This window comes from Microcystis sp. 49638_E5 (assembly GCF_021300285.1).
Lineage (GTDB): Bacteria > Cyanobacteriota > Cyanobacteriia > Cyanobacteriales > Microcystaceae > Microcystis > Microcystis aeruginosa_C.
On record NZ_JAJTDH010000034.1, the window covers coordinates 1 to 26,912 of the forward strand.

General features: G+C 43.8%; 22 protein-coding genes and 2 pseudogenes. 8 read left to right on the top strand and 16 right to left on the bottom strand.

Going from position 1 to position 26,912, the window contains the following annotated elements:
• The 13 genes from LW728_RS11340 to LW728_RS11400 all read right to left on the bottom strand — a co-directional run.
• On the bottom strand, nt 1–1,599 hold a 1,599-nt coding region (locus tag LW728_RS11340), incomplete at its 3' end, for an HD domain-containing protein (RefSeq protein WP_287766713.1).
• Nucleotides 1,592–2,719: a hypothetical protein gene (locus LW728_RS11345; protein ID WP_287766715.1), complete on the bottom strand. Its 1,128-nt coding sequence runs from the start codon at nt 2,717–2,719 to the stop codon at nt 1,592–1,594. The genes LW728_RS11345 and LW728_RS11340, both read right to left, overlap by 8 nt.
• Nucleotides 2,707–3,846 carry a hypothetical protein gene (locus LW728_RS11350; protein WP_130758525.1) on the bottom strand — a complete coding sequence of 380 codons (1,140 nt, stop codon included), beginning with the start codon at nt 3,844–3,846 and terminating at the stop codon, nt 2,707–2,709. The genes LW728_RS11345 and LW728_RS11350 overlap by 13 nt, the downstream gene beginning before the upstream one ends.
• Before the next feature lie 55 nt (nt 3,847–3,901).
• Nucleotides 3,902–4,927 (bottom strand): AAA family ATPase, encoded by a 1,026-nt coding sequence (locus tag LW728_RS11355; protein WP_287766717.1) that lies wholly within the window; start codon nt 4,925–4,927, stop codon nt 3,902–3,904.
• Nucleotides 4,920–6,029, bottom strand: coding sequence for a hypothetical protein (locus tag LW728_RS11360; protein ID WP_287766719.1), 1,110 nt, complete (start codon nt 6,027–6,029; stop codon nt 4,920–4,922). The genes LW728_RS11355 and LW728_RS11360 overlap by 8 nt, the downstream gene beginning before the upstream one ends.
• 33 nt (nt 6,030–6,062) lie before the next feature.
• The gene (locus LW728_RS11365) at nt 6,063–10,670 is read right to left on the bottom strand and encodes a CHAT domain-containing protein (RefSeq protein ID WP_287766721.1); all 4,608 of its coding nucleotides are present in this window, start codon (nt 10,668–10,670) and stop codon (nt 6,063–6,065) included.
• Between the two features lie 264 nt (nt 10,671–10,934).
• Nucleotides 10,935–11,579 carry a DUF928 domain-containing protein gene (locus tag LW728_RS11370; protein WP_287766723.1) on the bottom strand — a complete coding sequence of 215 codons (645 nt, stop codon included), beginning with the start codon at nt 11,577–11,579 and terminating at the stop codon, nt 10,935–10,937.
• Between the two features lie 186 nt (nt 11,580–11,765).
• Nucleotides 11,766–12,968: a CHASE2 domain-containing protein gene (locus LW728_RS11375; protein WP_176721691.1), complete on the bottom strand. Its 1,203-nt coding sequence runs from the start codon at nt 12,966–12,968 to the stop codon at nt 11,766–11,768.
• 65 nt (nt 12,969–13,033) lie between these two features.
• The gene (locus tag LW728_RS11380; RefSeq protein ID WP_123230295.1) at nt 13,034–13,897 is read right to left on the bottom strand and encodes a toll/interleukin-1 receptor domain-containing protein; all 864 of its coding nucleotides are present in this window, start codon (nt 13,895–13,897) and stop codon (nt 13,034–13,036) included.
• Between the two features lie 200 nt (nt 13,898–14,097).
• Nucleotides 14,098–14,268, bottom strand: coding sequence for a hypothetical protein (locus tag LW728_RS11385; protein WP_002731718.1), 171 nt, complete (start codon nt 14,266–14,268; stop codon nt 14,098–14,100).
• Nucleotides 14,265–14,612 (bottom strand): hypothetical protein, encoded by a 348-nt coding sequence (locus LW728_RS11390; RefSeq protein ID WP_002734085.1) that lies wholly within the window; start codon nt 14,610–14,612, stop codon nt 14,265–14,267. The genes LW728_RS11385 and LW728_RS11390 overlap by 4 nt, the downstream gene beginning before the upstream one ends.
• A gap of 56 nt (nt 14,613–14,668) precedes the next feature.
• Complete coding sequence (locus tag LW728_RS11395; RefSeq protein ID WP_287766726.1) at nt 14,669–15,757, bottom strand: hypothetical protein; 1,089 nt, start codon at nt 15,755–15,757, stop codon at nt 14,669–14,671.
• A 20-nt stretch (nt 15,758–15,777) separates the two neighbouring features.
• Nucleotides 15,778–16,704, bottom strand: a complete 927-nt coding sequence (locus tag LW728_RS11400) for a trypsin-like peptidase domain-containing protein (RefSeq protein WP_287766727.1) — start codon at nt 16,702–16,704, stop codon at nt 15,778–15,780.
• An 850-nt stretch (nt 16,705–17,554) separates the two neighbouring features.
• Between LW728_RS11400 and LW728_RS11405 the strand changes: the two are divergent.
• The 4 genes and pseudogenes from LW728_RS11405 to LW728_RS11420 all read left to right on the top strand — a co-directional run bounded on the left by LW728_RS11405 (nt 17,555) and on the right by LW728_RS11420 (nt 19,849).
• Nucleotides 17,555–17,750 (top strand): annotated as a pseudogene (locus tag LW728_RS11405) (hypothetical protein).
• Nucleotides 17,751–17,782: 32 nt separating this feature from the next.
• A complete protein-coding gene (locus LW728_RS11410) occupies nt 17,783–18,409 on the top strand; it encodes a hypothetical protein (RefSeq protein WP_002803496.1) in 627 nt (208 codons plus the stop codon).
• Between the two features lie 808 nt (nt 18,410–19,217).
• Complete coding sequence (locus LW728_RS11415) at nt 19,218–19,433, top strand: hypothetical protein (RefSeq protein ID WP_287766728.1); 216 nt, start codon at nt 19,218–19,220, stop codon at nt 19,431–19,433.
• On the top strand, nt 19,430–19,849 hold the full coding sequence (locus LW728_RS11420) for a type II toxin-antitoxin system VapC family toxin (RefSeq protein ID WP_103672762.1): 420 nt from the start codon (nt 19,430–19,432) through the stop codon (nt 19,847–19,849). The genes LW728_RS11415 and LW728_RS11420 overlap by 4 nt, the downstream gene beginning before the upstream one ends.
• A 194-nt stretch (nt 19,850–20,043) precedes the next feature.
• On the opposite strand, the gene LW728_RS11425 is transcribed toward LW728_RS11420, so the two are convergent.
• Entirely contained in the window at nt 20,044–20,268 is a 225-nt protein-coding gene (locus LW728_RS11425; protein ID WP_287664303.1) for a hypothetical protein, read from the bottom strand.
• A gap of 42 nt (nt 20,269–20,310) precedes the next feature.
• Between LW728_RS11425 and LW728_RS11430 the strand changes: the two are divergent.
• The 4 genes and pseudogenes from LW728_RS11430 (at nt 20,311) to LW728_RS11440 (ending at nt 22,727) form a co-directional block, all read left to right on the top strand.
• Nucleotides 20,311–21,006: pseudogene (locus LW728_RS11430) on the top strand (IS1 family transposase).
• 11 nt (nt 21,007–21,017) lie between these two features.
• Nucleotides 21,018–21,356: a DUF2493 domain-containing protein gene (locus tag LW728_RS23205; protein ID WP_353736969.1), complete on the top strand. Its 339-nt coding sequence runs from the start codon at nt 21,018–21,020 to the stop codon at nt 21,354–21,356.
• 70 nt (nt 21,357–21,426) lie between these two features.
• Nucleotides 21,427–22,008 carry an alpha-ketoglutarate-dependent dioxygenase AlkB gene (locus LW728_RS11435; protein WP_002803489.1) on the top strand — a complete coding sequence of 194 codons (582 nt, stop codon included), beginning with the start codon at nt 21,427–21,429 and terminating at the stop codon, nt 22,006–22,008.
• Nucleotides 22,009–22,247: 239 nt separating this feature from the next.
• Nucleotides 22,248–22,727, top strand: coding sequence for a hypothetical protein (locus LW728_RS11440; protein WP_002803488.1), 480 nt, complete (start codon nt 22,248–22,250; stop codon nt 22,725–22,727).
• Nucleotides 22,728–22,949: 222 nt separating this feature from the next.
• Here the strand turns inward: LW728_RS11440 and LW728_RS11445 are convergent, their stop codons facing one another.
• Together LW728_RS11445 and LW728_RS11450 are read right to left on the bottom strand one after the other, a co-directional pair.
• On the bottom strand, nt 22,950–24,017 hold the full coding sequence (locus LW728_RS11445) for an NAD(P)/FAD-dependent oxidoreductase (protein WP_287668761.1): 1,068 nt from the start codon (nt 24,015–24,017) through the stop codon (nt 22,950–22,952).
• Nucleotides 24,018–24,021: 4 nt separating this feature from the next.
• Nucleotides 24,022–26,904, bottom strand: coding sequence for a LodA/GoxA family CTQ-dependent oxidase (locus LW728_RS11450; protein ID WP_287668764.1), 2,883 nt, complete (start codon nt 26,902–26,904; stop codon nt 24,022–24,024).
• Nucleotides 26,905–26,912: the final 8 nt, after the last annotated feature.

A 26,912-nucleotide genomic window follows, 5' to 3' on the forward strand; every position in this document is an offset into this window, starting at 1 on the left:
GAATTCTTTGCCTTGATTGTGCATTTTATGATAAATGCCGTAGAGATGTTTGGGGCGACCCTGTAAATCAAGAACTTTTATGCCAATTTCTTGCAATTTTTCCCGCAATGTGTTAACAACTGTTTCGATGCGGGCCTCTCGATCGATACGTTTTTCCGATACCAATAACTGTACGGTGCGATAAGCATAGGGTTCGAGGTATTTAAAGCATAAATCCTCTAATTCCCATTTAAATCGCTCAATCCCTAAACAGTTAGCCAGAGGAGCAAAGATTTCTCTAGTTTCGAGGGCGATGCGTTGCTGTTGTTGCGGGTTAAGGTATTCGAGGGTTTGCATATTGTGCAGGCGTTCGGCTAATTTGACCACGATGACGCGGATATCTTTAGCCATCGCCAGGAACATTCGGCGAAAATTCTCCGCTTGCCGTTCAGTTTTGCTATAAAAGTTGAAAAAGTTGTATTTGGAGAGTTTTGTCACCGCTTCCACCAAATTACGCACCTCGAAACCGAATCTAGCCTCGATTTCTTCTGGAGTTACTTCTGTATCTTCCACCACATCGTGCAGGAATCCCGCCGCAATGATAGTGCTACTCCCACCTAAATCTCGCAACAGGCCAGCAACGGCGATGGGATGAGTGATGTAAGGTTTTCCTGACTTACAGTATTGACCTCTGTGCAATTGATAGGCAAAGTTGAAGGCACGACAGATTAGATCATTGTCTTCACTTTTATCTTGCCCAGAATCAGATTGATAAGCACTCAAGCATTCTTGAAGCCAAGCAGGCAATTCTAAAGAGAACAAATCTTTGAATTTTTCTTCTCTGCTTTCACGACTAATTCCCAATTGCCTAAGAACACTTGGGGCTAACTGTCTTAACTCTTCTTCCCTTATTTCTCCCTCGGCTTGCTCTTGCTGAATTTTTTCTTTGAGTTTCTGTTCATCTCCATAAAAAATTTCTGATAAAACTTTTGAGTTGTCAGTTAAGTATTGATATTCTTCGTGATAATTTGTTCTCTCAAGGGGTTCGGCTAATAGTTCTACTGTATTAGTAACTTGGATTTGCTCTGAAAGTCCTAAGATATGATTTTCTTCAGATAAACTTGACTCTAATAAGTGAGTCATTTCTTGAACAACTAAATCAGGATTTAGATAAGCCTGAGCGATCCACCGTTGGGTTTGAATGATTTGTGGGCGTAGCTTTAATCCAGACTTGCGAGCCAAATAAAACTCTAAAAATTTCGCCAAAGTGAACGGACGTTCCCAACCAAACTGATTCTCCAACTCCACCAACAAAACTTCCCGTATGGCTGGCTCAACCTCATACAAACCCTCATCAACCGGACGGCAAAGAGGCGACAGCAGCAAATCCACCTCAGCTACCCAAGGAATCCCTTCCCCTTCCAAAAAATTCAGGTGAATTAAATTGACCAACTCTGGAGATAAAATTAAAGGCAAAGCTGCATGGCAAGCTAACTTTAAATGCCTCAGACCAAACCGCCGTTCAAACGCCAAAACTTCCCGCACCGCCAACTCAGTGGGCAGCCAATTTTCCCGCACCAAACTAGGAGAAGTAATAATCTCTTCCAGCGTCTTACTCATTGAGTCCCACTCCTGCCGGAAAAGGATGTCCCCGCAAAATATTCACCGCATCCTCCAACCCCTCTCTTTCCAAGGGAAACATCGGCACCATGTTGGCAATATCTTCAGCAGTTGTCGTCAGCCAGCGATTTTGAGGCATAGGATTGAGCCAAGCGTAGAGGTAAGTGTAGGTGCTGAGGGTTTGGAGGAAAGTTTTAGTATCCGTCACCCGCATACCATCATAGTAACCACGCGCTGCCCCCCCATCGCTGATAATTAGCACACTATTTCCCTTGGCCTTCTCCTGCAAAACCTCCTCCAAAGGCCAAGCATTAGTCAAAGTAGAGCACTGGTAGAGAAACTGTTCGGGACAGTCATGGAAGTAATAGCAGTCAATTTTTCCCAGCAACCCTCCCCGTGAAATACTTTCGATAGCTGCCTCAATTAGCGGGACGAAGGGAACCATCGAACCCTGCTGGTCCATCAAAACCAACAAACGGGCGAGATTGCGGCGGCGGGGCTGCAATACTGGGCGCAACAACAGGCCAGTGCGACAGATGCTGTCAATCGTACCTTCAACATCCAATTCTTCGGGAACGCCCACTCGCTGGGGGCGGCGCAGTTGCCGCCACACTCCCGCCATATCCCGCCGATTCAGGGGCAATCGGGGCGTTAATTGGTAGTAATGGGGACTTTCAGTAAAATCAGTCTTCAAGACAAAGGACTGCTTGACCGCACTAGCAGGTAGTATTACTTTTTCCGGCTGCGGTTGCTGCACTTCCTGCGGTTGGAGTTGAGGCTGCGGTTCAGGGGAACTGGGGGGAGGCTGAGGGGCTGTGGTTGTCGGTTCGGGAGTTGTCGGTGGCGGCCCGATGCTGGTGGGAGTTCGGGGAATCGGCGTGGTAATAATTTTTAGGTGAGGTTCGACTAATTCGGCAAAGGCAGTATCGAATAATTCTTGGTCTTCCCGCGATTTCGCCCAGAATAAGCGCAACAGTTCCTTAAAACGGTCATTATCTTCTAATCCCATCCCCCCGCGAATGGTTTCAATGGCTTCTAGATAATCCGATACTCCCAACGGGATACCATTGCGGCGCAACCGCTCGAAGACTTGAAAGAGTGAGGTATCTAACTTGGCCATTCTGCACCCTGAGTTTGCGGCGAAATTAGTTCTATCTTATTCTCGATCTTATTAATGACATACTCAAAAAAAGATCTATCTTTTTCATCATAACTAGAGTCAGTTTTACTGAGCAACTCCAAAAAATCAAATAATCCTAGTCTTGTTGAAGAATTAGTTTGAGAATGAACCTTTGTAAGTTGAGCCAAAATACTAATAGAAAACTGATTCAAAGGTTTATCTAATTGAACTAGATTACTAGCATTTTCTAGCCCACAAAGGCTAAGGAAATTTTTGCGCTCCTCGGCAGTTTGAAGAAGTTCACTTCTGGTTAAAATTTGCTTTAGAATTACAATTTCATCAGCATCAAGAAATTTGGCTAAATTCGAGTAATTCTCATGGCTATCTGTAAACTCATTATTGATGAGTTGTTCTTTAGCTCTAGTGATTGAAGAAATTACTGGTTTCTTTCTAATTGCCTCAAAAATAGTTCTAACGATAAATTTTATCTGGCTTTGTTGAGAATCTTGCTCTAAGGGAATGTATTCGGTATTTCCTGAATTATCCCAAAAGAAAAGACCGGGCAATTGGGAATACTCAATAAATCTAGTTCTTTTTAAGACATTTAGGTTTTCTATATAATCATAAGCATCCTCTAAATTATGAAACTGCCCCAAGCTAGGATAAATATCACAATACTCTCCAGAGAGAGTATCTAATGCTCCCCAATTATGCAAAATGTAATTTTCGATATTATCATCTTCTGATGTGTACAAAAAAATCCCATGCAGAGGGACTTCTCTATATCTTTCAAATACGTCACGCCCTTGCCTATTATGATTTTTGAGGCTTGCTCCCATTGTTTTAAATTTTTGAAACAGACGATTAGAACGTATTTCAATTAAGTTAAGCTTGTTTCTTGCAAAAGCATATCCTTCCCAATCTTCACGACCTCTAAAAAGGAAATCAAAGCCATCCAGCCACTTGTTTGTCAGTCGCTGATTATTTTTTAACTTTCCACCTTCAAATTCATTGACCAACTCTAACAATTCATTGTCGTTGAGATGGCGTAAAGAAGTTAGATGTGGATAACGTTTTTCTAGCCAATCTAGAAAGTTAAGCATAGTATAGCCACGAATTGGATTCATAGTATTCCTTCTTCAGGGACTCTGGTTAATCAGTCTTGCTACTATTATCTCTATCTTAGTCATTCTGCGCCCTCAGTTGATTGAGCGCATCCAAATCGCTTTGGGTTTTCACCAGGGTTTCTAATCGGGGTAAATTCACCGGATGGGTGCTTGCCAATTCTTTGGCTGTCAGTTGTTTTACCCGTTCCTGTTCCTCCAATACTGCCACCCAATCCAAAAATTCGCTCGTCCCCGGTATTTTGCGCCAACTCCTCAACTGTCGAAGTTCCCAAAATTTCTTGACAGCAGCTTCAAATAGGGGCGTAAGCTGGGGTTGGAAGTGACTTTGGAGGATATTCCTCAGCGTCGCTTGTTCTGGAAACTCGATGTAGTAATACAAACAACGGCGCAAAAACGGTTTGGGCAGTTCCTTCTCGCGATTGCTGGTGACGATAATCAGGGGCAAAAATGGCCGCCTTTCCTTCCTCATCTTGCCTTTGAGAGCATCAAAGCGCATCTGAGGTACTTCTTTTACCTGAAATTGCAACCGATCTAACTCCAGCAGCAAGTCATTAGGAAAATCGATGTCCGCCTTGTCAATCTCATCAATCAGCACCACCGAGGGGATGTCCTTTTCTGACTGTTCAATCGCCCTTCCCAACTCTCCTAGAGTAACGTACTTTTGCCGCAAGGGAAATTGATTCAGTGAGGGGGATGGCTGGCGATCGCTACTTTTGACTTTCTGTTGCTTACTAAGCTCAGGTTCCGCTCGATTTTCCCATACTTTTTGCTCCTGAATGTCGTACAGCCGCCCCAAGGCATCATAGTCGTAGAGCAAATCCTGCGCCCGACTGGTGGAACGGATGTAGCAGGAATGGAGAGGATAACCTAGTTCATAAGCCACTGCATAGGCGAGTCGCGTCTTGCCACAGCCAGCGTCTCCTTCCAGCAACAGGGGACGGCGCAAATAAAGGGCAGTATTGACGGCATTGGTTAGGGTTTGGGAGGCAACGTAAGGTTCAGGTTCCCGCCAAGCATCAGTAAGCGGTTGGTAGGGACATTTGCCCTCACCCGTGTATTGTCGTTTTTCAAGGTCATCCATACAGTTTAGAACTACCTTGTAGTTCGCGGACGATTTGGTTCATTTCCTGGTAAGTTCCTATTAAATTACCATATTGGCTTTCCAATCGCTTTAGGTAGTTTTCAATTCCCTTCTCCTCAATTCCTAAAATTTGGAGTTGACCGCGAAACCAAGGCAAGAGGTCATCAGGCTCGAACCGTTTGGGAGTTGGTAAAGCAGGAAATCCCGTCAGGATCCGTTTTCCCTGAAGATTTGCCCAAAGAATCACGAAACAACGGCTCTTTCCTGTTAAGTAAGGATCAATAGAGGAATGGGTATCTGTCCAAAAATCTTGGGACAGGGACTTGATAATTTTGGGAGGAATGTCATAATTCCAAATGATCAGCACAAGGTCAGAATTATATTGAATTTTAAATAAATCAGTAAAACATTCAAGTTGATGTTTTTCCAAAAACTTACTTTTAATGTCGGCAGAAGTGGCTATACTATCTCGGTAGAGGCTGATTTCTAATCGTTCATTCTTCCGTCCAGTTTTCTGTTTCAATTCTCGCCGTATGCGTTCGATAATATATTGCTCTAGAATCACAAATTCACCCGCAACAGCAAAGACAAAAGCGCCTTCATATCCCACTTGTTGTCTAAAGTCTCCTATCATTTTGTCTAGATTATAGTTGATAATTAAACCTCTGTCAATTTTGATGCTTTGTTGTACTGAAGTAGTTGATTCTTCGCGTCCTTGAGTGAGTAGGCTAGAGATTTGGCTTCCTTGTGGTTTCTGAGTGCTGGCTTTCTGCTGTTGTTCCCATTTGGTAATGACATAGTTGATGAAATTTTTGTCGTCATTGGATAAGTTTAAATCGATTTGGCTGATATATTCTAATAAAACGACCAATCCTAATCTTTGTGAACTATCAACAGTAATGTAAACTTCTGAGAGTTTTTGGCACAGGATAATTACAAATTGAAAGGGAGGTTTATCTAACGGAATTAGACTACAGTATTTGCCTAGTCCGCAGTTGGTGAACAAGGCGCGGCGAAAGTCCTCATCAACGGTTTGCAGGACTGCATTACTGATGAGAAGTTTCTGAAGTTGGTTACTTTCTTTGTAGGTTAAAAATTTCACTTTTCGTTATTAGATTTGATTATGAAACGCCTTTTAATTAGCCTCACCAATTAGGGTAAATGCCGTCCAGTTTTTTGGTTCAGGGTATTGAGATTTTGTTGTTTGCATTGCTTTTCGGAGAGCCTTGGCTTTATCTGAATTATTCTCGTGATATTTTTCATAAAACTTATCCATTAATAATGGCGTAGCATTTTCATCTGGTACTTGCCATAAGGAGACAATAATACTAGGAACCCCAGCAGCCATCCAGGAACGGGATAAACCAATAACTCCATCCCCAGAAATTTTTCCTTGCCCTGTATCACAAGCACTCAAAACAACTAATTCTGCATTAATTTGGTAGCCTAAGTTTAGAATTTTTTCTGCCGTTAAAAGTCCATCGTATTCATTGCTAGGAGCTAGTGCAATCGCCCCTTGTAAAGGATTTCGGTCATCAAACTTGCCATGAGTAGCCAGATGAATCAACCGTGCTTGAGATAATTTCTGTCTAATGTTTTTCTCAGTTGCTTCTTGACCAATAATCGCCTGAGTTTTTAGCCGTTTGGCAACAGCTTTTGCTTCCTCTTCTGACCCCTTAATCGGTTTAAAGTCTCCGGGCATCGGACTAGGATTGCCCACCACAAGAACTTCTTGTGCCTTTCCTGGAACTTGCTGTCGTCGCTTATGAGTTGACTCCAAAACTTGAATTGCGGGAGATGTAAGGATAGTGTATTTGTCTATTAGATATTGCCCCTGCTGGTCTTGGAGCGCAGGAAACGGCAAGAGAAACAGTTCTTGGTGAGGAATGAAGATAATATGGGCTTCTGGGTTGGTAGGCAACAATTGAGCAATAGGCTTTATTAGGATCTCGTGAAGTTTTTGTAATCTGATGTTGATGGGAGAGGAAGCTCTTTCTAATTCACTAACTAGAAATTCACGAACCGGCGGATTTGCATTTGGCTTCTTATCAACAATTCTAACTGCGACGGAATTGCGTTCAGAATAGACGCTAACCACTTCTCGTAGATAATAAGGAGGATCTGTCTTGAGTCTAACTAAATCACCTGGTTTAAACTCTGGCTCAACAGTGTTCCCACGAGCTTTTCCCCCTACACCCATGAATTCACGAGCTTCAGTTACAATTTGGTTGAGAGAATTACCTGAAAATTTTAAATCAACTGAGCGAAACTCAATTTTACCGTTAGGCTGAACGACCCAGATATAAAGTTCTGATTCTTGGGTTGATTCTTGGGTTTGCAGTTTGTTTGGCTCTATTAACTCATCCCCAACAATCCAATATTCGACCAGTGTAGCGTTTTGTTCCCTGGCAATTTGCTGGATTTGTTTGATTGTTGGTGGATTAGCTGTAATTGGGCGAGTTGATTTGGGAGATACCTGGGTTGCTAGTAGATCGGCAAATGCCCTGGCTCTGGCAATTTCTGATGCTAGTAAAGCTTCTTCTTTAGCGTCCAACTCTACTAGATACGTAATTAGTTTTTGAAGAAAGGGTTGTGCTTTATCTAACGCAACAATCTTATCTGCATCCTTGGTTAATCTTTGTCTCCAATTTTCTACATAATTTGCCAATACTGACCGAATAAGATTTGCTTGCTGTGGGGTAGGAAGAGATAAATATTTTGTCTGATTCATTGCCTGTCGGATTTCCACCGCATTTTCCAAACTGGTTATTAAATCTTCATAATCTTGAAGTTGAAAATGGCAATGAGTAAGATTTCTAATAAGATTTGCTTCGTCTATGAGGTAACCATAAATTGTAGAAATATAGGTTTTCGTATTGCTTCTTTCTTGTTGGTAAAGTGTTAATGCTTCTTCTAAAGGTTTCAAAGCCTGTTCGCATCTACCTTGAAGAACTAAATCTGCTCCTAAATCTTTTAGATACCATTTATCTTCGGCAAGTTCTGTCGCAATAGGGTTTCTATAAGATTCTTTTGTTCGTTCAGCGAGAAAGCTTTTCTTCTCAATTGGGCTGATTTCAGTTTCCAAAATACCTGTTAAAGTTCTACCACCAGAAACTGCTCGAAAAAATCCTTCCCCTTCTTCTTTATCTGAACCTTTCCAAGTAAAATTTAATCTGTTTTGTTGAACTATTCCTTCTATTGTTCCCCCACCATGCCCTGTATAAGTTCCATAAACTTTTTCTCCATCTTGTTGTAGAGTAACTTCTCCGAAAGCTGCCAAAGATTTTTCCTGCCAAACACCTTGAAAACTAGGAGGGAGAGTTTCTATTTCACCTGTAAAGTTTGCTTGATAAGTGCTAGACTGCCATGCTGAACTATTCCCTGTAGCTTTAATTGTTCCTGAAATTTGGTTATTTTGAATTTTAAAAATTAAAGCTCCTTCAATACCAGTAACTACTAAAGGAGAGTTGTTTGATTCGTTTACACGACTAGAGGGAAAAGCCCACCAAGTTAAATCGGGAAATATTCCCGAACTTGGACTTGATTTAAGCTGTAAAGAAACCTGATTGTTATTTACGGTTATTTGGCTTTTCACCGAGGATAAAACCTCTTCGGATATCCAAGAAAGGCTACCATTTCTGTCTCGTGCATCTGTTTCTAAAGTTACTACAAAAGGATTAGGGTTTTTCGTCGAATGATTTGGCTTAATTTTGAGAATTCCAGAAAGAGTTCCAAAAGATTTATCATCTGTTTCTCCTTGAAGAGAAATTTTAAAAACTGAGGGAACTTTTATCCCTTCGATTTCTGTTTTGGGTGGACTATAAGTAGCTTGAACGTTTCCCTGGGATAGTGTTTGAGAAATCCTCGCAATCTTTTGAGAATCCATCGCTGAGACAGTATATATTGCATCTAAAACTGCTTTGTCCCCTTCTAGAAAGATTGTGCCATCTACGGAGGTACTAGAACCTCCCCATTGACGCTCCCCTTGAAATTTCCAGATGTTGTCAACTTTTGAATAGGTACCAAATATCGGATATAAATCGTCGCTGACATTAGCCATTGGAGGGGGAGCAAAAACAAAGGTATTATCGTCAGAAAATATCCAATTTGCGCCTAAAAACATCACTTGTAGCTGTTCTGTTCCCCACCATGCTCCTTGAAGATTCTGAAATTGAGGCTCTTTTGTCCCTGTTAGCGATAGTGTTACTTTCGCTTTTGATAAGTCAGCCTTTATCGTTTTGGTTATCCCCTTTTGTCTAGCAGATGGTACTGGTAACAAACGAGATTGAAAAATCGGCAAACTCTGCTTTTTGATTGGTTTAGTAACAATATTGTTCTCATTTGTTGGATTGGGAGCAGTCGTTTCTGATTTTTTCGTTACTATCTCGCCTGTAAACTTAGCCCGATAGGTGCTGGATTGACCTTCATCTGAAATTCCCGAAGCATTGATTGTTCCAGAAATTTGATTTCCTTGAATCGAAAAAGTAAGTATTCCACTTTTAGCTACAACTCTCAAACGATTAGGTCGATTGGGAATTTCGGTTGAATCTATTTCTATTCTAGGTTGACCAAGCTCTTCATTTCTTTGATTAATTTCTTCATTAATCTGGTTCAGTTCTTCGTCTAACTTTCTAAGCTGATCTACTAGCGAACCCCGTGTAAACCAAGTGAAATCGCTACGGAATCCCTCACTAGGATTGACTTCCATGCGTACCTGACCGTTAGTAACGGTAATTTGGCTATAGTGTTCTTGCCTCTGCGGATGATCTGGTAAATAGGATTGCCAAAATAAACTGCCGATTGTCAGTTCTTCAGGACTCGCCGCATTCATGTAGAGTGATACTAGAAAGGGATTGGGATCTCCAGAAGAAGAAGGTTGAATTTCCAGAGTTCCAGAAAGAGTGCCAAAGGATTGACCATCTGTTTCTCCTTGGAGAGAAATGTTAAAGGTAGAAGGAACTCTTATCCCTTCTATTTCTTTCGTGGGTTGGCTGTTCATCGTATCTATATCTAATTGTTGCGCTATTTTTCGGGCTTGCTGATAAAGTTCATTGGCTTGGGGTTTGTTTCCCGCATCTTCATAGGCTCCAGCTAGATTATTTAAAATGCCATATTGTCCTGGAAGGTTGTTAAGTTCTCGCGCCATAACCAACGCTTGTTGATAAAGATTAATGGCATTTGGCAAATCTTTCGAGTATTTGTAAGCATTTGCTAAGTTATAGCTAAGTAAGAATTCCAGTTCTCGGTTGGCAATTTTTTGAGCAATAACTAAACCTTCCTGATAAGAAGCAATGGCTGGAGGATAGTTTTTCTGCCAATAGTAAGCGAGTCCTTGATTGTTCAAAGCTCTGGCTTCTAAATCGCGGTCTTGAATTTCTTTTGCTACTTTTAAAGTCTGTTGCGCGTAGTCAAGAGCTTTAGAATAGTCTTCTCGTAAATAGTAAAAATTACCGAGATTTTTTAGCACTTGTCCCTCTCCTCTGTGGTCTTGGATTTCTCGGTAAATAGTGAGAGCTTGCTGGAAAAGATTTAAGGTTGCATCGGCTTGATTAGTGTCCATTTTTTCCTGTAGTCTTTCAATCCCTTCCCTCAGCAATTGATCGGCTTCTGTTTTCCGAGCAGCAGGTGTTTGAGCTAAAACTGGTGACATGGAAAAGGACACTACATCATTAATCAAGAAAGGGATCTCCACTGCAATCAGGAAGGTGATAAGTGCGATGAGGCATAGTTTGAAGATTCGCATAGCTATTACTTTATCAACGAGCTTGACTTAAGATCACGCTACGGGAATCACTAAGCCTCGCCGATTAGCGTAATGTTGAATACAATGAGTATAACTTAACAATGTTAGATTTGATTAAGAGACGCGAACCGCTACGCGGTGGCGAAGCCTCCCGCCAGTAGATTGTTTAAGGCGAGAGCATTTTTCCTGAATTTTTGAGTATTTATACTTACTGCAAAAGTGGGATGCTCCCACTTTTGCATTCAATTTTGAGATTCGTCAAGATTATTTAGATGTACAACAGGAAACAATGGGTTCTGAGATTAATTCAGACAAGTTGATTTCCTGTTGACTTAATAAAGCTTCCCAATCAGCAGTAACCTTTTGATCATGAGGTTTATCTTGACGGAGTTCAGCTAATTCAGTTAAAGCTTCATACCACAGGCTATTAGCAGCATAGAAAACATATCTCTCTCTTGGTGTTGTTGCGGCTTTTAACTGATTAACTAAGTTAGCATCTAGACTAACTCTCTTGATCCAACTTTTGACAATTGGTTTGCTACCTGGGGCGTTGCTATTTCCACCATTACAGGTCACAGAGAAGTCTATCCTATATCTTTTGCCAATCTCTAATGCCTTTTTGGGCAGGCGAACACTAACAATCCCTGGCGTATTTGTAACTGAAAAAGTTACCTCATCAATCTTATTTTGCTGTTCATCCCACAGTACCAACTCTGCTGATTTGATGGCATTGGAACCATAAGGAATGTAAAACCAAAAAGTTGGAAATTCTGCTGCGGTTAATCCTAAATAATACTCAGGAACTAAGGCTGTAAGAGGTTTATCTACACTTGGACAATCATCACGGCCTGCTGTCGGTTTTCTACCGCTAGGCGCATCATCGACTGGCGGATTATATTTTAGTGGCACTCCGATTGGACTCGAGTTAGACGAGGCTTGCTTGAGAGTACCTGCTGTGGTTGACTCAGTTCGCAGTGGTAAGGAGTTGCTATTCATGCTATAACCTGTCAAAATAAGCAGAAAGAAAAGTTTTATTGATGAGTTAAGACATGTTATCCAAGTCATGATTAAAATCTGGTTATCTAATGTTATTGCTTATCCAAACTTACTAAGAAACAAAAGTACACCTCCACTTGTAATTATCAATGCCAAAAATGGTCGCACTAATGGAACCCAATAACCATATATCAGCAGCCCCCAACAGGATACTACTAAAATAATAATTGCAATACTGTCACTGAGCAATAACCAAGACCACTTTCCATAAAAAATCCAACCAATTAAGGCTCCTACTAAAATCCAACTCCAAATCCAGATGATTTCTCCCCATTTAGGTAAAAATGACAGAAGAGGACGATTAGCTAGAACTGCACTAATAATCTGACTAACCATTTGTGCTTGAAGTTCTACTGCTGGTATTTCTTTGTATGAATCTTCACTATAGGGTGTATAAGAGTCAAATCTATTATGAGCTTTAGAAGTATAGCCAATGATAATAATTTTGTTTTTAATCGCATCAGATACAACTTTTTCTTCTAACACCGATTCAAAAGTAACTCTTTGAGCAATTCTTTTTTCTTGGGTATAACGGTAGTTTAGTAATAATTGATATCCTCCTAAATCCTCATTTCCGTAAACACCTGTACTACTATTCAACGGTGTGGTGACAAATTCTAATACATTAGTCCACGTTAAGAGTTTTGATTTCCAGGTATTAGCAGTTAACTTTTTCAAGATCGTTTTATCTAATTTCGTGTAACCTTCTAGAGTTGTCTCAGGTTCAATTCCTTGGGTATTTAAATAATAAGCTGCTAGTTGAAAACTGAAAGATAATGGTGTTTGACAAGGAGATGTTGCTTCTGGTTTCATAAATAAAAGATGACGACGAACAACACCATCTGAATCTTCTATTACATCGCTAAAGCCTATGTACTCTTTAGGAACTCCTTGTGGTGGAGGATTCCCTGGGCTATTGGGGTCATTTCCTAATCGATGGTTGCAGGTATAAATTAGATTATGGCGATTCTTTAACTCTTGTTCGCGGAGGATGTTTACCCCAATAACTTTTGGCTGATATTGCTCTAGTTTTTCGATTAACTCAGTCAGTTTATCGTTTGATATTGGATAGCCATATTTTTGCAAGTCATTTTCTGTCGCTTCAACAATCAATAAACGCTGGTCTGGCTTTTCTGGTGGTCTTAGCCGCATTAACCCATCAATCGCTTTTAGCTCCCATTTTTGCAGCAGCCTTACGGGTAATATTGCTTCCAGTATTACTGCTAGAGGGACTACAACCAATAGAAGGACTGTAGTGAGGATATGCACCTTTTTTTTCGTAATCTGGCTCACTGACGAGCACCAAGTCAGTGAGCCGTCTGAGGGTTTGAAGGAGGTTCATTGGCTGCTTTATTAATGTAATCGCAGATATTAACTAATACCTGATTAAGTTCTGCTGGACTCAAGCTATCTAGTGGCTTAGAAATCTCGTGTGCTGCCTGATAAGCTTCAATTTCCGTTTCTTTATACATACAAGCACTTACGCATACCCAAATGATTTTCAGTCCTTCCTGTTCAGCAGCTTTCAGTAACGAAGGTAGTTCATGCTCTGCGATAAAGTCAGATGCTAGGAAATTCGGACTCACCATTAGTACAGCCACTTTTGCCGTTGCTAGAGCATTTTTAATTTCATCTCTCCACTTAGAACCAGCTTTGATTTGGGTATCATCCCAAACCGAAATTTTCCGATTCCGAGTAAGTGGCTTGAGCATAGTTTGGAGTCTTTCCAACCATTCTTGATCTTGGTAACTGTAACTAATAAAAACTTGGTCGTGCTGTTTTGAGGTGTCAGTATTAGATTTTTGTGGGTTCATATTAAATTCTTGCTGCTCAAAGGTTACATGGCTTGATATCGGAGGCGAATTCTCCCACTTATCAATAAGATTGAGAATAAATTGGCGATCGCTGTCAGATAAACTGGAGTCGATCTGGCTAAGGAACTCCAAAAAAATGACTAATCCTAGTTTGTCAGCAATATAAACTGTTGAGAGCGTAGCCAACAGACTAACCGCAAACTTATCTAAAGATTTATCTATCTGAACTAAACTAGAATATTTTTCTAGACCACATAATTTTAAGAAGTTACTGCGGTCATCAGGAGTTAGAAGTTGTGAACTCCTAGTTAAAATTCGCTGAAGTTGGATTTTTTCGTTGTCATTTAAAAATTCCATCGATCACTCTCCCAAGCCAACCATAAGTCGTTTCAATTCTTCCAAAATAGCAAGAATTCGCATCCTACTCATTTTAGCCTCAACTATCCGCCCCAAACGAGACATTGGAGGACTGAGGCAGTTGAGTCCTTCCACTTCCCCTCCATCTTGGCATTCACCCCCAGCAAAAGTCACTATCTGATGACATACAGCGATCGCTCTTACTTAGTCTTACCTGCTTGCTGCTTTTCTAAATGCCTCTCTCCTACTCGATTCTCCCACTTCTGAGCAAACGCCTCTGACATCTCATACAACTTTCTCGCTTGGTCTTCAAAGCTTTTGCCAAGTTCAATCAGTTCAGTCAGCGTTTTTTCATCCGGTAGTTCTTTCATTGCAAATCCTCCAAGCGTCTAATAATGTTTCTACCTCTTATCTTAGTCTCCAATGTCTCGCCCAACAAGGTTGCTAAATCTTCTCCAGCCTCCTGAATGACTTCTGGCGAAATATTTTCTGCCGAAACCTGTCCTACTGTAGTCTGGATGCGCCTTCTGGAATTGTCTACGAAGAACATAGCTGTATTGAAATAGGCAAATAATTGAATTAATAAAGCGTTGTTGGGGAAAAGTAACATAATCTGTCTGAGTTGAGTTAATCCCTCCCTAGCCTCCTGTTCAGTTAGCTCTAGTTCCTGATTCAGTTGCTCAACAAGAGCAGTAATTTCTGATGGAATAGACATTTATCCAATATTCATAATAATCATTAGGAATATAAATAATTAATTATATCACCCTTTCACTTAAATAACCTTTCTAACCCTGCCAATTCCGCCTCCGTCTCTGCATCCACAGTTGGTAAAGGTCGCTGCATAATCGAATAAAGAGAGCGCTTTCCCTCCGTTACCCCTTGCAAGCCAATTTCCCGCAAATAATCCTCAACCTTCAGCACCATCGCACGGCGGTCAGATTTGGTCACATCAGCACTACGATAAATAGCTGCTCTAATCGCAGGCAATAGGGTCTTTTTTACCTCCTGATATTCTCCTTTAAAAACTGCATCTTGAGTCTGATTAACTAACTCTTTAATACTTTGCAATGACTCCCAATCCTGCGCAGTACGCATCTCAATCCGAAAGAGCATATAACTATAGCCTTCTAGGGACTTGCCATCCTTAACAAACACCTTCGTCTGTCCTGGCGAACCCACCTTCAAACTGTCGTTAACTACGCAAAGCGTACTCCCATTAAGTTGATTTTCCTCCGCTAAAATTGCCACAAAATACCCCGCTCTCAGATCATTGTTTCCCCCTCCCCCTTTTTCCGAAAAAGTTTGTTGATACCCCAATTCTAACTGACTATTCCCAATACCGATTAAGTCTTCAATCCCGCGATAAACGGGTTCTGCAATCTTTAACACCGATGAAAATTCTGGCACAGGCAATAACGCAGAAAACCGCCCCATCGTCTTGATAAACTTGCCAATGGGTTCACTCGCTGCCAAAGTAAACAAACCCGCCTGCAACTCCACTAAACCCTCATTGAAGGGAAACAGAGGAGTCAGGGGATAGTTACACTGAATCACCCTATCCAGGTTATCGGCTGCTAATTCCCGTAAATATCCCGGTTCAGCCAGATAGGGGACTGTAACGGGTTTGCCGCCGTAATTGAAGCGAATAGCAGCATGAACCACTGGATAACGCTGTTTAAACCAATCCACATCTCTTGCTAGGCGCATCTCCACCAACCAAAGGCGACAGTAAGCTTTTCCAGCTTTAATTCCCGTCCCATCATAAGCCACATCCACCCGATAATCTGGCAGGAAAAGTGCCTGATATTTCTTCGAGTCACGCCGGAACATTTCTGCAAAATCTTGCCACAAACTCATAAGCGCATTCCTTACCACGATTAAGATAGGTGAGATTCAATTTGAGTCCAGAAGCTACGCAGGGGAAGCCCTGATGTCGTTCCTGGGACGAGAGTTCGCCCCAAGATTCCTGGATGTCCGCGATGAATCGCCACCAATTTCCAGTCCCGATTGAAGATGGGCGCACCAGAGGAACCTTCGTCGGTACTAATATTGTGGTCGATGTAATCTTCTCCCACTTGCACTACGTGTCCCAATTCGGAAACCACAACGTGCTGTACTTGGGGATGGTGGATCAAGCAAATTTCCTGTCCACTATCTAATATAGCATCAGTCGAGATCGCCGTCTGTTGTTTCGGTTCGCCTTTAACGGGGATTAAGGCATAATCTTCTCGACTGGAACGATTTGCACAATTGAGATCCAGTTCAAAGACATCGGAATCTAAAGCGTAACTGTTAGGAGTGGAATTGAAGCGAACCCAAGCTTGTTGCGCCCGACTTTTAGTAAAAATGTGGTCACAGGTGAGTAATATTTTCTTGCCAATTAATACAGAAGTACCAATACCTGTCCCTTTCGGTGATTCGATTCTACCAACCGTACTGCGAGCAGTTAAAGCTTTGAGGTTTTCTTCTCCCCTTTCTACTAATCTGGTAAATAAAGCCACATCTTTATCTGCTAGTTGATAAATTGGCGCTAACTCGCACAGGTGTTTGAGAAAGCGCACCATTGGATGATAGTCTAATCTTTGATTGGAGACGCAATAGGTTTTAAACGCTGCGACTAATGCCTGAGCAAATATATTAGGTTTAGTGTCCTGTCTCAGGTTGCTGATAAATGCCATATCGATACCAGCATTTTCTAGAACTTCTTGGCGATCACTGGCAACATTTACCCTAATAGCAAATAGATTGAGAGCTAAAATCAGGGATGTAACTTCCGTTTGCAGTAAGAAACTTTCTGGATTCATAATAAATTTTTGGGATGAGTTTGAATTAGCTTGAGAACCTAGGGTGAGAGAATCTCAAAAGCTATTGACAATTGGCCAATTTTGTAATCCGCATGGGCATTTCAGGTTATACCAGTCAATCAGAATAGTCACGAAATCGACCCATTTGGCTAATTTTTGCTTAACAATTGAGATGGCCAATTCTCCTCAAATATACCTGAATCGTCCTCTGGGTAAGCGACTCACATAAAGTTCATTTTGTCAAGAATTGTTAAGATACGTTTACACTGCTTGAGAGCCAAGGCTAAGATTCGACTGGTTTTGATTATATTTGCTTGTGTTTTGAATTACTTTTTGTCGTTTTTGTGTTTTGTATTTTTCTATTTGTTCGATAGGTAGAGATAAGGTTTCCTCAATTTCTTGTCTAATATAATTACTAACGTTACGGACACTGGTTAAACACTCCCAGATCCCAGAGGGAGCATCTCATTTATGCAAGTGAGTAATTATACTTATTCCTAAAACTGTTTTCTAGCAAGGCTTTCAAAATAGCTTGACATAAAAACCTGATTTAGGGGTTGCAAAGGTGAGATGCTCCCGCTCCCAGAGTAATTGATTGACATTATAACCCACATTCCGCACCCTAAAGTGCCGGCTCTTCTGTTTCTCAGCAATTCTCAGTTTTAGACACAGCAAACCTTTTAGGGATTTAAAGAACATTTTAAAGTGGGATTTTTGGGGCAACTTTGGGTGTACTATCACGTCAGAAACCCGAAAACTCGTGAAATGAAATTCGCCATCCCATTGAATTTTACCCCGTATTATGGGAACTAACTCCCAAAAGCCTTGCTACAGGGCAAATTTAGAATTGCTGTCTGTTTCTTCAGTTTGTGTTGTACAATGGACTGGGGTTATAAGAGATGAAACCCTTATAGAGAAAGACGTTTGGCGATTTTTATCAAGTATTTTGTCTAGAGCGAACTAATCAATTAAATCTTTTGCCAGATAAGGATTTAGCCGATTTCTGCCCCCTGATCGAATCATACCAAGTAACTAAGAACCGTTAAGAAGGCATAATAAAAATAATGAGAAACGAATAATGGATACTAAAACTAATAAGAATATTGCTCCTAAAATTCGCAAATTGGTTGAGACAGCGAGGGAACTATACCAAACCAAATATGCCCTCAATGTCACAAGGCTCACCAGTCTCAAAAGTCTTTGCCAAGAAAAGGAAGCTGCCGCTAATTTTGCGCTGTACCTAGCTAAATTGGTAGTCAAACAGATGGAATCTAATCAAACTACCAGGTCTTTTCTTGGAGAAGAAGCTTGGACAGAACACTGCCAACTAATTAACCATACTGTTGAAAAAATGGAAGATTACCTAGAATATCCAACTCCAGATAAACGGCAGGATTTGCATAAATTGTTAACCCAACTAGAACAAATTCAAGGTTGGGAAAGACACATAAGATTTGGAACACAAATTCGTGTCATCAATAACAAATATGCCTTAATAATTGAAGATGCCCTGCGCTGTATGACAAGTTCAGATTATCCTTATTGGAGTTACCAAATGGCGAGAGATTATGCTGAACGCTATAACTCAAGCTGTGGCAGTGGACTAACTTCTGAATCCGCTCCTTTAGTCGCAGAAATTGCTGAGTTTTGGTGTCAATATTATTTTGGCAAAACTCTCACAGAGAAATTCCCTGATAAAAGTTGACATCAAAATAGAATAAAATTTAATAATTTTTATCTCCATACTGTTCAGGAGGTTGCCCTACTAATTCAGTAGGATAAGCTCTTGATTTTCTTCATTTAGAGGGGCTACATTTTCCCAGACCATCTCAAATTTCCATTCTTCGATTAAATCATAAATAAAAATTAACTGACTTCTCGATGATAAGGATAAATCTCCTAATTTCTAACTATCATTGTAAGGAGGAATTTCGGTGAAAGGATGGAAAATTTATGTCGTGCAACGGGAGTGTCAAATCAACGAGGTACAGAGGTTTTTGGGATAGGTAAGTCATCTGCACTCCCGATGACAAAGCCCCTCAAAATAACGATTTGTAATTAGTTGAATTATATACCAATTTTCAATCGTCGTGACTAACATCTAAACAGAATATTGACCTTGATTAAAGTTGGCCGTTCTCGATACTTTCTTACGTTTCTGTTAATCTTTCGTCATCGATCGCTGCCTAACGATAAGGTCTTATCCACTGTCCGAGTGATTCTCCCCTCACTTAACGAACCAAGCTGCCGTATCAACAAAAACCTTCGTCACTTGAAATGCCCATGCTGCTCACAAAATTGGCTAATTGTCAATAGCGTTTTGGGTGCGCTTACCCTTAGGTAGGGATAATTACATGGTTTGAACGGAATAAAATTTTAATTTTTCCTCAATCTTTCTGACAATTCGGAGCGCTGTGACTCCCGAAATCTTCAATTATTCTATTAAGTGCTATAATTCTATTGATGAAACAATTTTTGCTGGTAGCTAGTTAAGCTTAGAAGGAGTTGATATTATGTTAGTTAAAGGAATTAAAAAAGGCAAAACTATTGAGTTATTAGAGGAAGTTGATTTTCCTGATAATGAAGAGTTATTAGTGGAAATTAGAGAGGTTAATGATTTTTGGTCAGCCTTGCAAGATTTTAGACAAAGAGTAGATTTGGCAAGTATTGATGATGATAGTTTTGATAATTTACACGACAAGTCAACGGGGAGAAATGTTCGTTTATGACTCTCAAATATTTGCTAGATACTAATATTTTGTCAGAGGCTAAACGACCTCACCCGAATCAGAAGGTCATGACGAAGCTAAGATTATCTAAACGGGAAATAGCCACAGCTACTCTGGTAATCCATGAGCTATTATTTGGTTGTTTTCGACTTCCTCTGTCTAAAAAACGCCAAGACTTAGAGGATTATGTAAATAACGTTATTTTAGCCAATCTACCTTTATTCGATTATGACTTAAAATCAGCCCAATATCACGCACGGGAAAGGTCAAGATTGTCTAAATTCGGTAAGAGTCCTGCTTTTGTCGATGGTCAGATAGCGTCTATTGCTTTTACCAACAATTTGACTTTAGTTACCAATAATGTTGATGATTTTCAAGATTTAGAAGGTTTAGTGATTGAAAATTGGTTTCTCTAATCTGTAATTGTTCCGTGTTAATACTCGATAAATCATTTGCTCCCCCAGAAAGATGATCACTACGTCATCGATCGCTCTCTAAGGATCGGGTTATGTCCATAGTCGGTTTCAATTCTCCCCTCACTTAACGAATCGTTAAGTGAGAACCTCGAAAAATTCGTTAAGTGAGCAGCTCAAACCAAGTTAAGGTTCCGTTAGGGTGGGCTGTTCTCGATACTTTCTAACATTCGTTTGATAGCCCCATCGATGGTTGCCGTACCGACGCGATTTCGGTATCTTAGCAGCCGATCCCAAGTAGCCTGTTCTACCCTGACATACCACTCACAGCCGTTACCCGCCCTATAATTCAGCCCTTCTTTGACTTGAAATTTAGCGGCCACATCGATGGTTTTTGAGGAAAGGAAGTCCGAACCTAACATTTCTGGCGTTGCATAATAGAGATATGAATGGAGGAAATCAAAATGCAATGCCCTGAATGTAAATCTACCCATATCCGTAAAAATGGCATCAATAAACAAGGTAAACAAAATCATATTTATGTAACCTGTGGCCGTCAATTTATTGATAACTATGAAAAACAGAAAGGCTATGACGAAAAAACGAAGCGAGAATGCCTAACTGCCTATGTTAATGGGATGGGATTTAGAGGAATAGAAAGGCTAAAGGGAGTTCATCATACGACCGTAATTAATTGGGTAAAATCTGTGCTTGAATTTTGCCAGGGGTTCCTATGACCCAGAAACAATTCCTGAAGTAGGGGAACTGGATGAATTGGAAACCTTTGTTGGCTCAAAAAAAACAAAATCTGGGTGTGGACAGCCTTTGACCACTTTAAAAAAGGAATTTTAGGTTGGGTAATCGGAGACCATAGTAGCGAAACGTTTCGCCCATTATGGGAATTAGTTAAGTCTTGGGTATGCTATTTTTATGTGAGTGATGGATGGTCAGTTTATCCATGTTTTATAGCAGAGGGCGACCATATAATTAGTAAGACTTATATGACCAGAGTAGAGGGTGAGAACACACGTTTAAGACATTATCTAGCCCGATTGCATCGCCAAACACTCTGCTATTCTAAGTCTACAGAAATGTTAGGATACTCTATTCGTTTATTAATTCATTATCTGAAGTTTCAAGAAGTGCCTATTCCTTACTGATTCATAGCTTAATTCAGCAACACCGCAGGGATTTTACGGATTATAATTTATTAAAAGAAAAACTGGATTTCTATATCGGAAAACATTCAGATATAGAAATTATTAGCGGTACGGCGAGAGGAGCGGATCGATTGGGAGAAAGATACGCGGAAGAGAAAGGATTGACCCTAACAAGATTTTCCGCGGATTGGAAAAAGTACGGGAAGCGGGCTGGATATTTAAGAAATGAAGAAATGGCACAATACGCAACTCATGCCGTTATCTTTTGGGACGGGAAATCGAAAGGAACGGCTCACATGATCGAATTATGCAAGACATACGGAATAAATTATCGAGTAATCAAATTTTAGAAACGGAAAAAGAGGCTCATAAGAGTCTCTTTTTTACTTTCAAGATCACTGAGAAAACGAGGAAAAACTCATGACCATTCACCATTTACCCTTACTGACCAAAACGGCACAACACACGCTAATCCGAGAAATTCAAACCCTAGTGCTACCGGAATCGCCCCTATTCACACCCACCATGAAATCGGGAGCGAAATTTCACTATCAGATGACTTGCTGTGGAGAGACGGGCTGGATTAGCGATACCCTTGGATACCGCTACACTACCCTTCATCCCATCACTGGAAAACCCTGGGCATCCCTGACCCCCAGCCTCTTAACCCTGATAGACTACCTCAAATTACAGGGATATATCCCGGCTAATTATCAAGCTCAAACTTGCCTGATCAATAAATACCTACCGGGCAACAAATTAGGATTGCATCAGGATAATAGTGAACGGAATTTGACCGCGCCGATCATCTCGATTTCTTTAGGCGCATCGGGAATCTTTCAACTAGGCGGACTGAATCGCCACGATCCGATCGAGGAAATTACCCTACAGCCGGGAGATATTTTCATCATGGGAGAGGACGATCGACTCCGCTTTCACGGCTTTAAGGGCATTCTAAACGGCAAAAAACGGGTTAATTTAACCATCCGACAAGTTTATTGAAAATAACGGGCGATCATCTTGACGAATCGAGTCACGATCGCCTGTTCCATTTGATTTCTCACCGTATCGGCTCGTTCGTCGGGCGGGGGTTCCCACTTTTGTCCTCTATCCCCCGCCCGTTCCGCGAATGACCCCCACCTCTCCTCACTCGCGCCCACCCACCCACCCGAAACGGGAAAAAAGAAAACGAGACAAGAACAATAGCGACGCTAGGGGTGAAAATCTAGGGTTAAATTATCATGAATGAGCCAATAACCACGATTCCAACCTCTGACGTTGAAAATAAAGAAATTCTGAGCGAGTACGCCGATATTCGCTGGCAGATCGCCGCGTTCAACGCCAAGCTGAAGGAGATCGAACCGATGGCGATCGAACAGGCGATGTCCATCATCGACGACGGCGCGACCGCGAACGGTAAACGGGTGGTGTACCGCACCGATACCGTCGATATCGTTCTCCAACTGCGCTCTTGCAAACCGAAACCCGAAAATAACGCCGACCTCGAATCGCTGAAAGAATCGATCGAGATGGAAGCGGAGAAAGCGTGTCATCGGAACCGAAAGCAGATCGCCGATATAGAACGTAAAATCGTCGTTTTACAGTCCCGTCTCGCGATCTTGCAACAAACGGACGAGGGACGGGCGTATCAGGCCGAGTACGCGGAACGGGAACGACAACTCACCACTCTCGAACCGATTCTCAGTGTCAAGCTGAAGTAATCGAGCGGGCAAGCTCCTCGCTCGCACTGAAACCGCCCTTGATAGCCCGGTCGAGACACTAGGGGCTGTCATCAGTTAGCTCCAGATCCCTGACTGGGAGCAGGTTTCGACAGATTCGCTATTCAGCGAGGGAATGCCGAAAATCTTTGCTCAGAAAGGGTTTCAGATTTAACTGATGACACGCCCTAACAAATTAGGTCTTTTTCAGAAAGGCAAGCTGGTCTAAGGAAAGGTTGACTGTCGATCGGCCCAAAAAGGCCGATCGATCCAGCGATTTTCCGCGCGGTAGATGAAATCGAGATGGTTCCGATACGTCGCGCGGACAGTTTTCAATCGCTCCCCGTAGACATCGAGCGCGCTGAAATCGCCGGTCAGGGCGGCGTGAACGGCCTCTCCCGCTTTCATCCCCGTATAGAGAGCGTTAAAGATCCCTCGCGAGGAAATCGGATCGAAAGAGAGAGCCGCGTCTCCCGTCGCGAGCCATCGTGACCCGACGACCCGATCTAAATAACCGCCCCCGGCTTCCCTAAAATGAATCGGGACGGAATCCCTCTCGCGACATAGACAGTGACGGATGTATCGGGTGTTATCGAGCTCCGCGTCCCAACAGCCGGGATCTCGTCGGATACGGGTTATCTCTCGCTCGTCCGTGTGAAAAATGACCACGCGAGTTTGACCGGGCAACCTCGCGGTATACCACCAGCCATCCGGAACCGCCTCGATCGCCGTCCGGGTCTCGGTATCCTCATCGGACGCGACCAGCCAACGATAGGCCGCGAACAGGGGAATATCTCGATGTCGCGTGGCTCCCAGGCTTTGAGCGATACCGGCCGCGCGACCGGTAGCATCGATCAACCATTGACAGACCACCTCCCGCTCTTTGAGACGAACCCGCCAAGTCTCACCCGTCCCGGTCACGCTTTTCACCCGATCCTTCCACGAAACCGCTCCCGCCGACCGAGCGGCTGCCTGAAGCTCCCCGTCAAACCGGACTCGATCCAAATGCCAGCCCGAACCGTTGGGATCGTGGATGAAATCATTCACGACCGGCCGCTCGGCACCCCAGAGCGAAATATTTCCATAACAGGGTAGATGCGAACCCGATTCCAAAACGGTCAGCGCGTCCAAATTCTGTAAGATCGGCCGCGCCGCGCCGGGTAAGGATTCACCGACCTTGGGGAGATCCGGACGGCTATCGTCGATCAGGAGTACCCGTCGCCCGGCTCTGGCGAGAACGCGGGCGGCGACCGCTCCCGCCGGGCCTGCACCCGCTATCAAGACATCCCACATCGGCTTATCCGAACGTGATCCGTCGGAACTCTTCCCACTGCTCGATACTGTCCCAACCCGCTTGCTGGATAGCTTCGGGCAGTGTTGACGATTTCTCCGCGAGTTTCGCGGTCAATATCGCGCGCGTCTCTTCGAGCCGTTCGTCTGTCAGCGATTCCACGAATATCACCGGGGGGAAATCCGGATCGTTCTCTATCCCCGGCCGCGGTTCGATGATTCCCATCTTGCTGAACTCGCTGACCATCTGTAGCATTTGTTCCGGAGCGTTTCCCTTTAACGCCCGCAACCAGCTATCGCGCGTGTAATAGGCCGCTAGTCTCTGTTCTCGCGGTAAAGTCTTATCGATCACGATCTCGTAATTCTCTCGCGTGAGAACTTGGTTAGGGACACGGGCGGGCCAGAAGGTAGGAATATAGGGATCGTAGTCCAGATCGTAGCCCGAACGACAGAAAGCGGTATCTCCTTGCCAGGGCAGAGCCATCCATCGGGTTAGTCCGCCCGGCCCTTGGGACGAAAGCAGCCCGCCCACTTTGAGGGCGATTTCCGGGGTTAGTGTTTTTCCGTAGTCCGGTTCGGGGTCATCGGGCGGGCGGTGGCGTACTCGGAAGGGCGCGCTGTAGAGGGTACTGTGGCGCATCGGCCAAGTCACCTCGCAACCGGGATGAAAAGCGTCCGCTAGGCAAAAATGCAAGGCCGCCCGATCGAGCGTGGCGGGCTGTTCCGCGAGGGGGACTTTCTCGATACTGTCCGGTTCTTCGAGTTCCGGATTCCAATCGTTGACGAAATCGCCTTTCACCCATAACTCCAGCAAGTGCATCCGGGCCTTCGATAACGCCAGATTCGCTCGGGGTGAGTCCGCGGGCCCGCTACCGTAAGAATCGCCGTAGATCCACGGCCACGGGGAGCGATCGCCACTGGTCGTATTCGCCGGACGAAAGGTATTAAAGATAATCCGCCGTAATTCACCGTAGGGATCGTTGTTCGGCTCCGGCACGCGGGCTAGTTTGGCGATCGTTTCCGGGTTCGTGAAATCCATCGGGCCGCCCGTACCGAACTGCGTGGCGAATCCTTTGTTGACCCACTGCAAATTCGACAGACGCGACAGGACGGGCCAGATATCGCGGGTAAAAGAAGCTCGATCGGGTACGGGTAGCCAGCCACACTCGACGTAAGTATCGACGAGTAAGTCGTAAAGGGTACGCCAACCGATAATATCGGGCGCGTAGTTCGGCGGGCCGACGATTACCCAGCCTGGCTCGACGGGAATCTCCCGTCCGGCGATCTTGACCGATACCGTGACCGGCCCGTCGGAAATATCGTCGAACCAACCGTCCGCGTTGTTAAAGCTGTTGGGATTGTCGGGATTGTAGATCGGTTTTCCCTCGGGGGAACCGGAGTGACCATACCCTCCCAATACGATTAGATGTCCCTTGTCATCGGTTCGTAACTCGCCTAGGGGTACGGTAACTCCCATAAACTGACCGTTATCGAACCGATACGCCTCCCCCGCAGTATTTTTGCCTTTTATCGTCCGCGGACCGGGATCGATCGCCAGAGTCGAGCGATATTCCTTTTTCACGTCGGGATTGCGACGGGGAATCTCCAGACCTTCGGCTTCGGGAATATCGAGGGCGACTTGAAACTGATACCACTGGGCTTTGCGATTGGCCAGATGAACCGTCCACTCGATAGCGGCACTGTCGCTGTCGATTTCTCCCACCACTTCCCCGGCGGCATTGTAACCGTAAACTCGGAATCGGGCGGCCTGACGCTTGAGCGCGCCTCGCGCGTCCCGAAGCTCCTCCGCGGGAGGTCGGATGACTTCCGGCCCGATATAGTAACCATCTTCCTCGGTGCTATTGCCCACTCGCGCGACCCCGATCGCCGGATGGACGGCCGCTCGAACGATATAGCTATCCTTGCCCTCGGGCCACGCGGTACTCGGTCGAACTTCTTGCGGTTCCCCGACCGATTCCCCGTTGACATCGCGCCGGAGTTTCGCCGAAGCTTGATAGACGATTTTCCGAGCTTCCGCGATACTGCCGACGGGTCGATGCTCGGGCAGAACGCGCCACGGATTAAACGATAGGGTCTCCCCGTAGGCGGATTGGCCGCGGGCATCGATATCCTGTGCCGGCAGGATTAAGGTCGCGACGTGGAGGGGAGGGGAGTCCGTTTCGCTCCAGCGAACCGTGGCGCGGTCGATCGGCATGGTTTCCGGATCGATTTGCCACTGAACGAGAAATTTCAACCGGGCCTCACCCCCGCGCAGTCGTTGTGCCAGATCGACGCGGAGATAATCGGGATCGTCGTAATCGGGAGCCGGCCCCGGAGGAACGATTTCCGGCTCTAATTTATATTTACAGAAATCTCGTTCTCCCCAACAGAATGGCATAGCACTCCAGAGATCGGTTTCTAGAACCGAAGGTACGATCTTTTCCATTTCATCCAGAATCTCTCGCGTTCTAGGATGCTCGTTCAACCATTCGTTAGCAACGTCGGAACCGGTTAACGATGCCTTGGTAAACTCGCACATCTCGCGAGCGTTATCCACGAAGAAGACATCGATGTTTTGCAAGAGCAGATCCATCGTGGGAGCGTGTTCATCGGGCGGGAGATCTTTGATTCCCGGAACGTCAAACACTTTAATCCCGATACCCACGGTACTTTTTAGATCGGGGCGACCATCCGGTAGATCGCTCGCGTAACGTACCCAAACCGGGTAAGAGCGGGGTTCGCGAAAGAGACCGACCCTTGCCCGTTCGGGTAAGTGGGGAACGATTTCCAAACGTCCGTGAGCGATACCGTGCAAGCGCAGGAAAACCGGACGACGGGCCGGGCATTGTCCTCGCTCGATTCTTCCCCTCTGTACCATCTCGACGAACATGGTTTCCA

Bases quoted from the DNA above. Each gene is read 5' to 3' on its own strand.
- LW728_RS11420 (WP_103672762.1), top strand. From the start codon at position 19,430: ATGACTCTCAAATATTTGCTAGATACTAATATTTTGTCAGAGGCTAAA.
- LW728_RS11400 (WP_287766727.1), bottom strand. From the start codon at position 16,704: ATGAATCCAGAAAGTTTCTTACTGCAAACGGAAGTTACATCCCTGATT.
- LW728_RS11390 (WP_002734085.1), bottom strand. From the start codon at position 14,612: ATGTCTATTCCATCAGAAATTACTGCTCTTGTTGAGCAACTGAATCAG.
- LW728_RS11385 (WP_002731718.1), bottom strand. From the start codon at position 14,268: ATGAAAGAACTACCGGATGAAAAAACGCTGACTGAACTGATTGAACTT.
- LW728_RS11445 (WP_287668761.1), bottom strand. From the start codon at position 24,017: ATGTGGGATGTCTTGATAGCGGGTGCAGGCCCGGCGGGAGCGGTCGCC.
- LW728_RS11395 (WP_287766726.1), bottom strand. From the start codon at position 15,757: ATGAGTTTGTGGCAAGATTTTGCAGAAATGTTCCGGCGTGACTCGAAG.
- LW728_RS11350 (WP_130758525.1), bottom strand. From the start codon at position 3,846: ATGAATCCAATTCGTGGCTATACTATGCTTAACTTTCTAGATTGGCTA.
- LW728_RS11415 (WP_287766728.1), top strand. From the start codon at position 19,218: ATGTTAGTTAAAGGAATTAAAAAAGGCAAAACTATTGAGTTATTAGAG.
- LW728_RS11355 (WP_287766717.1), bottom strand. From the start codon at position 4,927: ATGGATGACCTTGAAAAACGACAATACACGGGTGAGGGCAAATGTCCC.
- LW728_RS11425 (WP_287664303.1), bottom strand. From the start codon at position 20,268: ATGTTAGGTTCGGACTTCCTTTCCTCAAAAACCATCGATGTGGCCGCT.
- LW728_RS11435 (WP_002803489.1), top strand. From the start codon at position 21,427: ATGACCATTCACCATTTACCCTTACTGACCAAAACGGCACAACACACG.
- LW728_RS11380 (WP_123230295.1), bottom strand. From the start codon at position 13,897: ATGGAATTTTTAAATGACAACGAAAAAATCCAACTTCAGCGAATTTTA.
- LW728_RS11410 (WP_002803496.1), top strand. From the start codon at position 17,783: ATGGATACTAAAACTAATAAGAATATTGCTCCTAAAATTCGCAAATTG.
- LW728_RS11365 (WP_287766721.1), bottom strand. From the start codon at position 10,670: ATGCGAATCTTCAAACTATGCCTCATCGCACTTATCACCTTCCTGATT.
- LW728_RS11450 (WP_287668764.1), bottom strand. From the start codon at position 26,904: ATGTTCGTCGAGATGGTACAGAGGGGAAGAATCGAGCGAGGACAATGC.
- LW728_RS11345 (WP_287766715.1), bottom strand. From the start codon at position 2,719: ATGGCCAAGTTAGATACCTCACTCTTTCAAGTCTTCGAGCGGTTGCGC.
- LW728_RS11440 (WP_002803488.1), top strand. From the start codon at position 22,248: ATGAATGAGCCAATAACCACGATTCCAACCTCTGACGTTGAAAATAAA.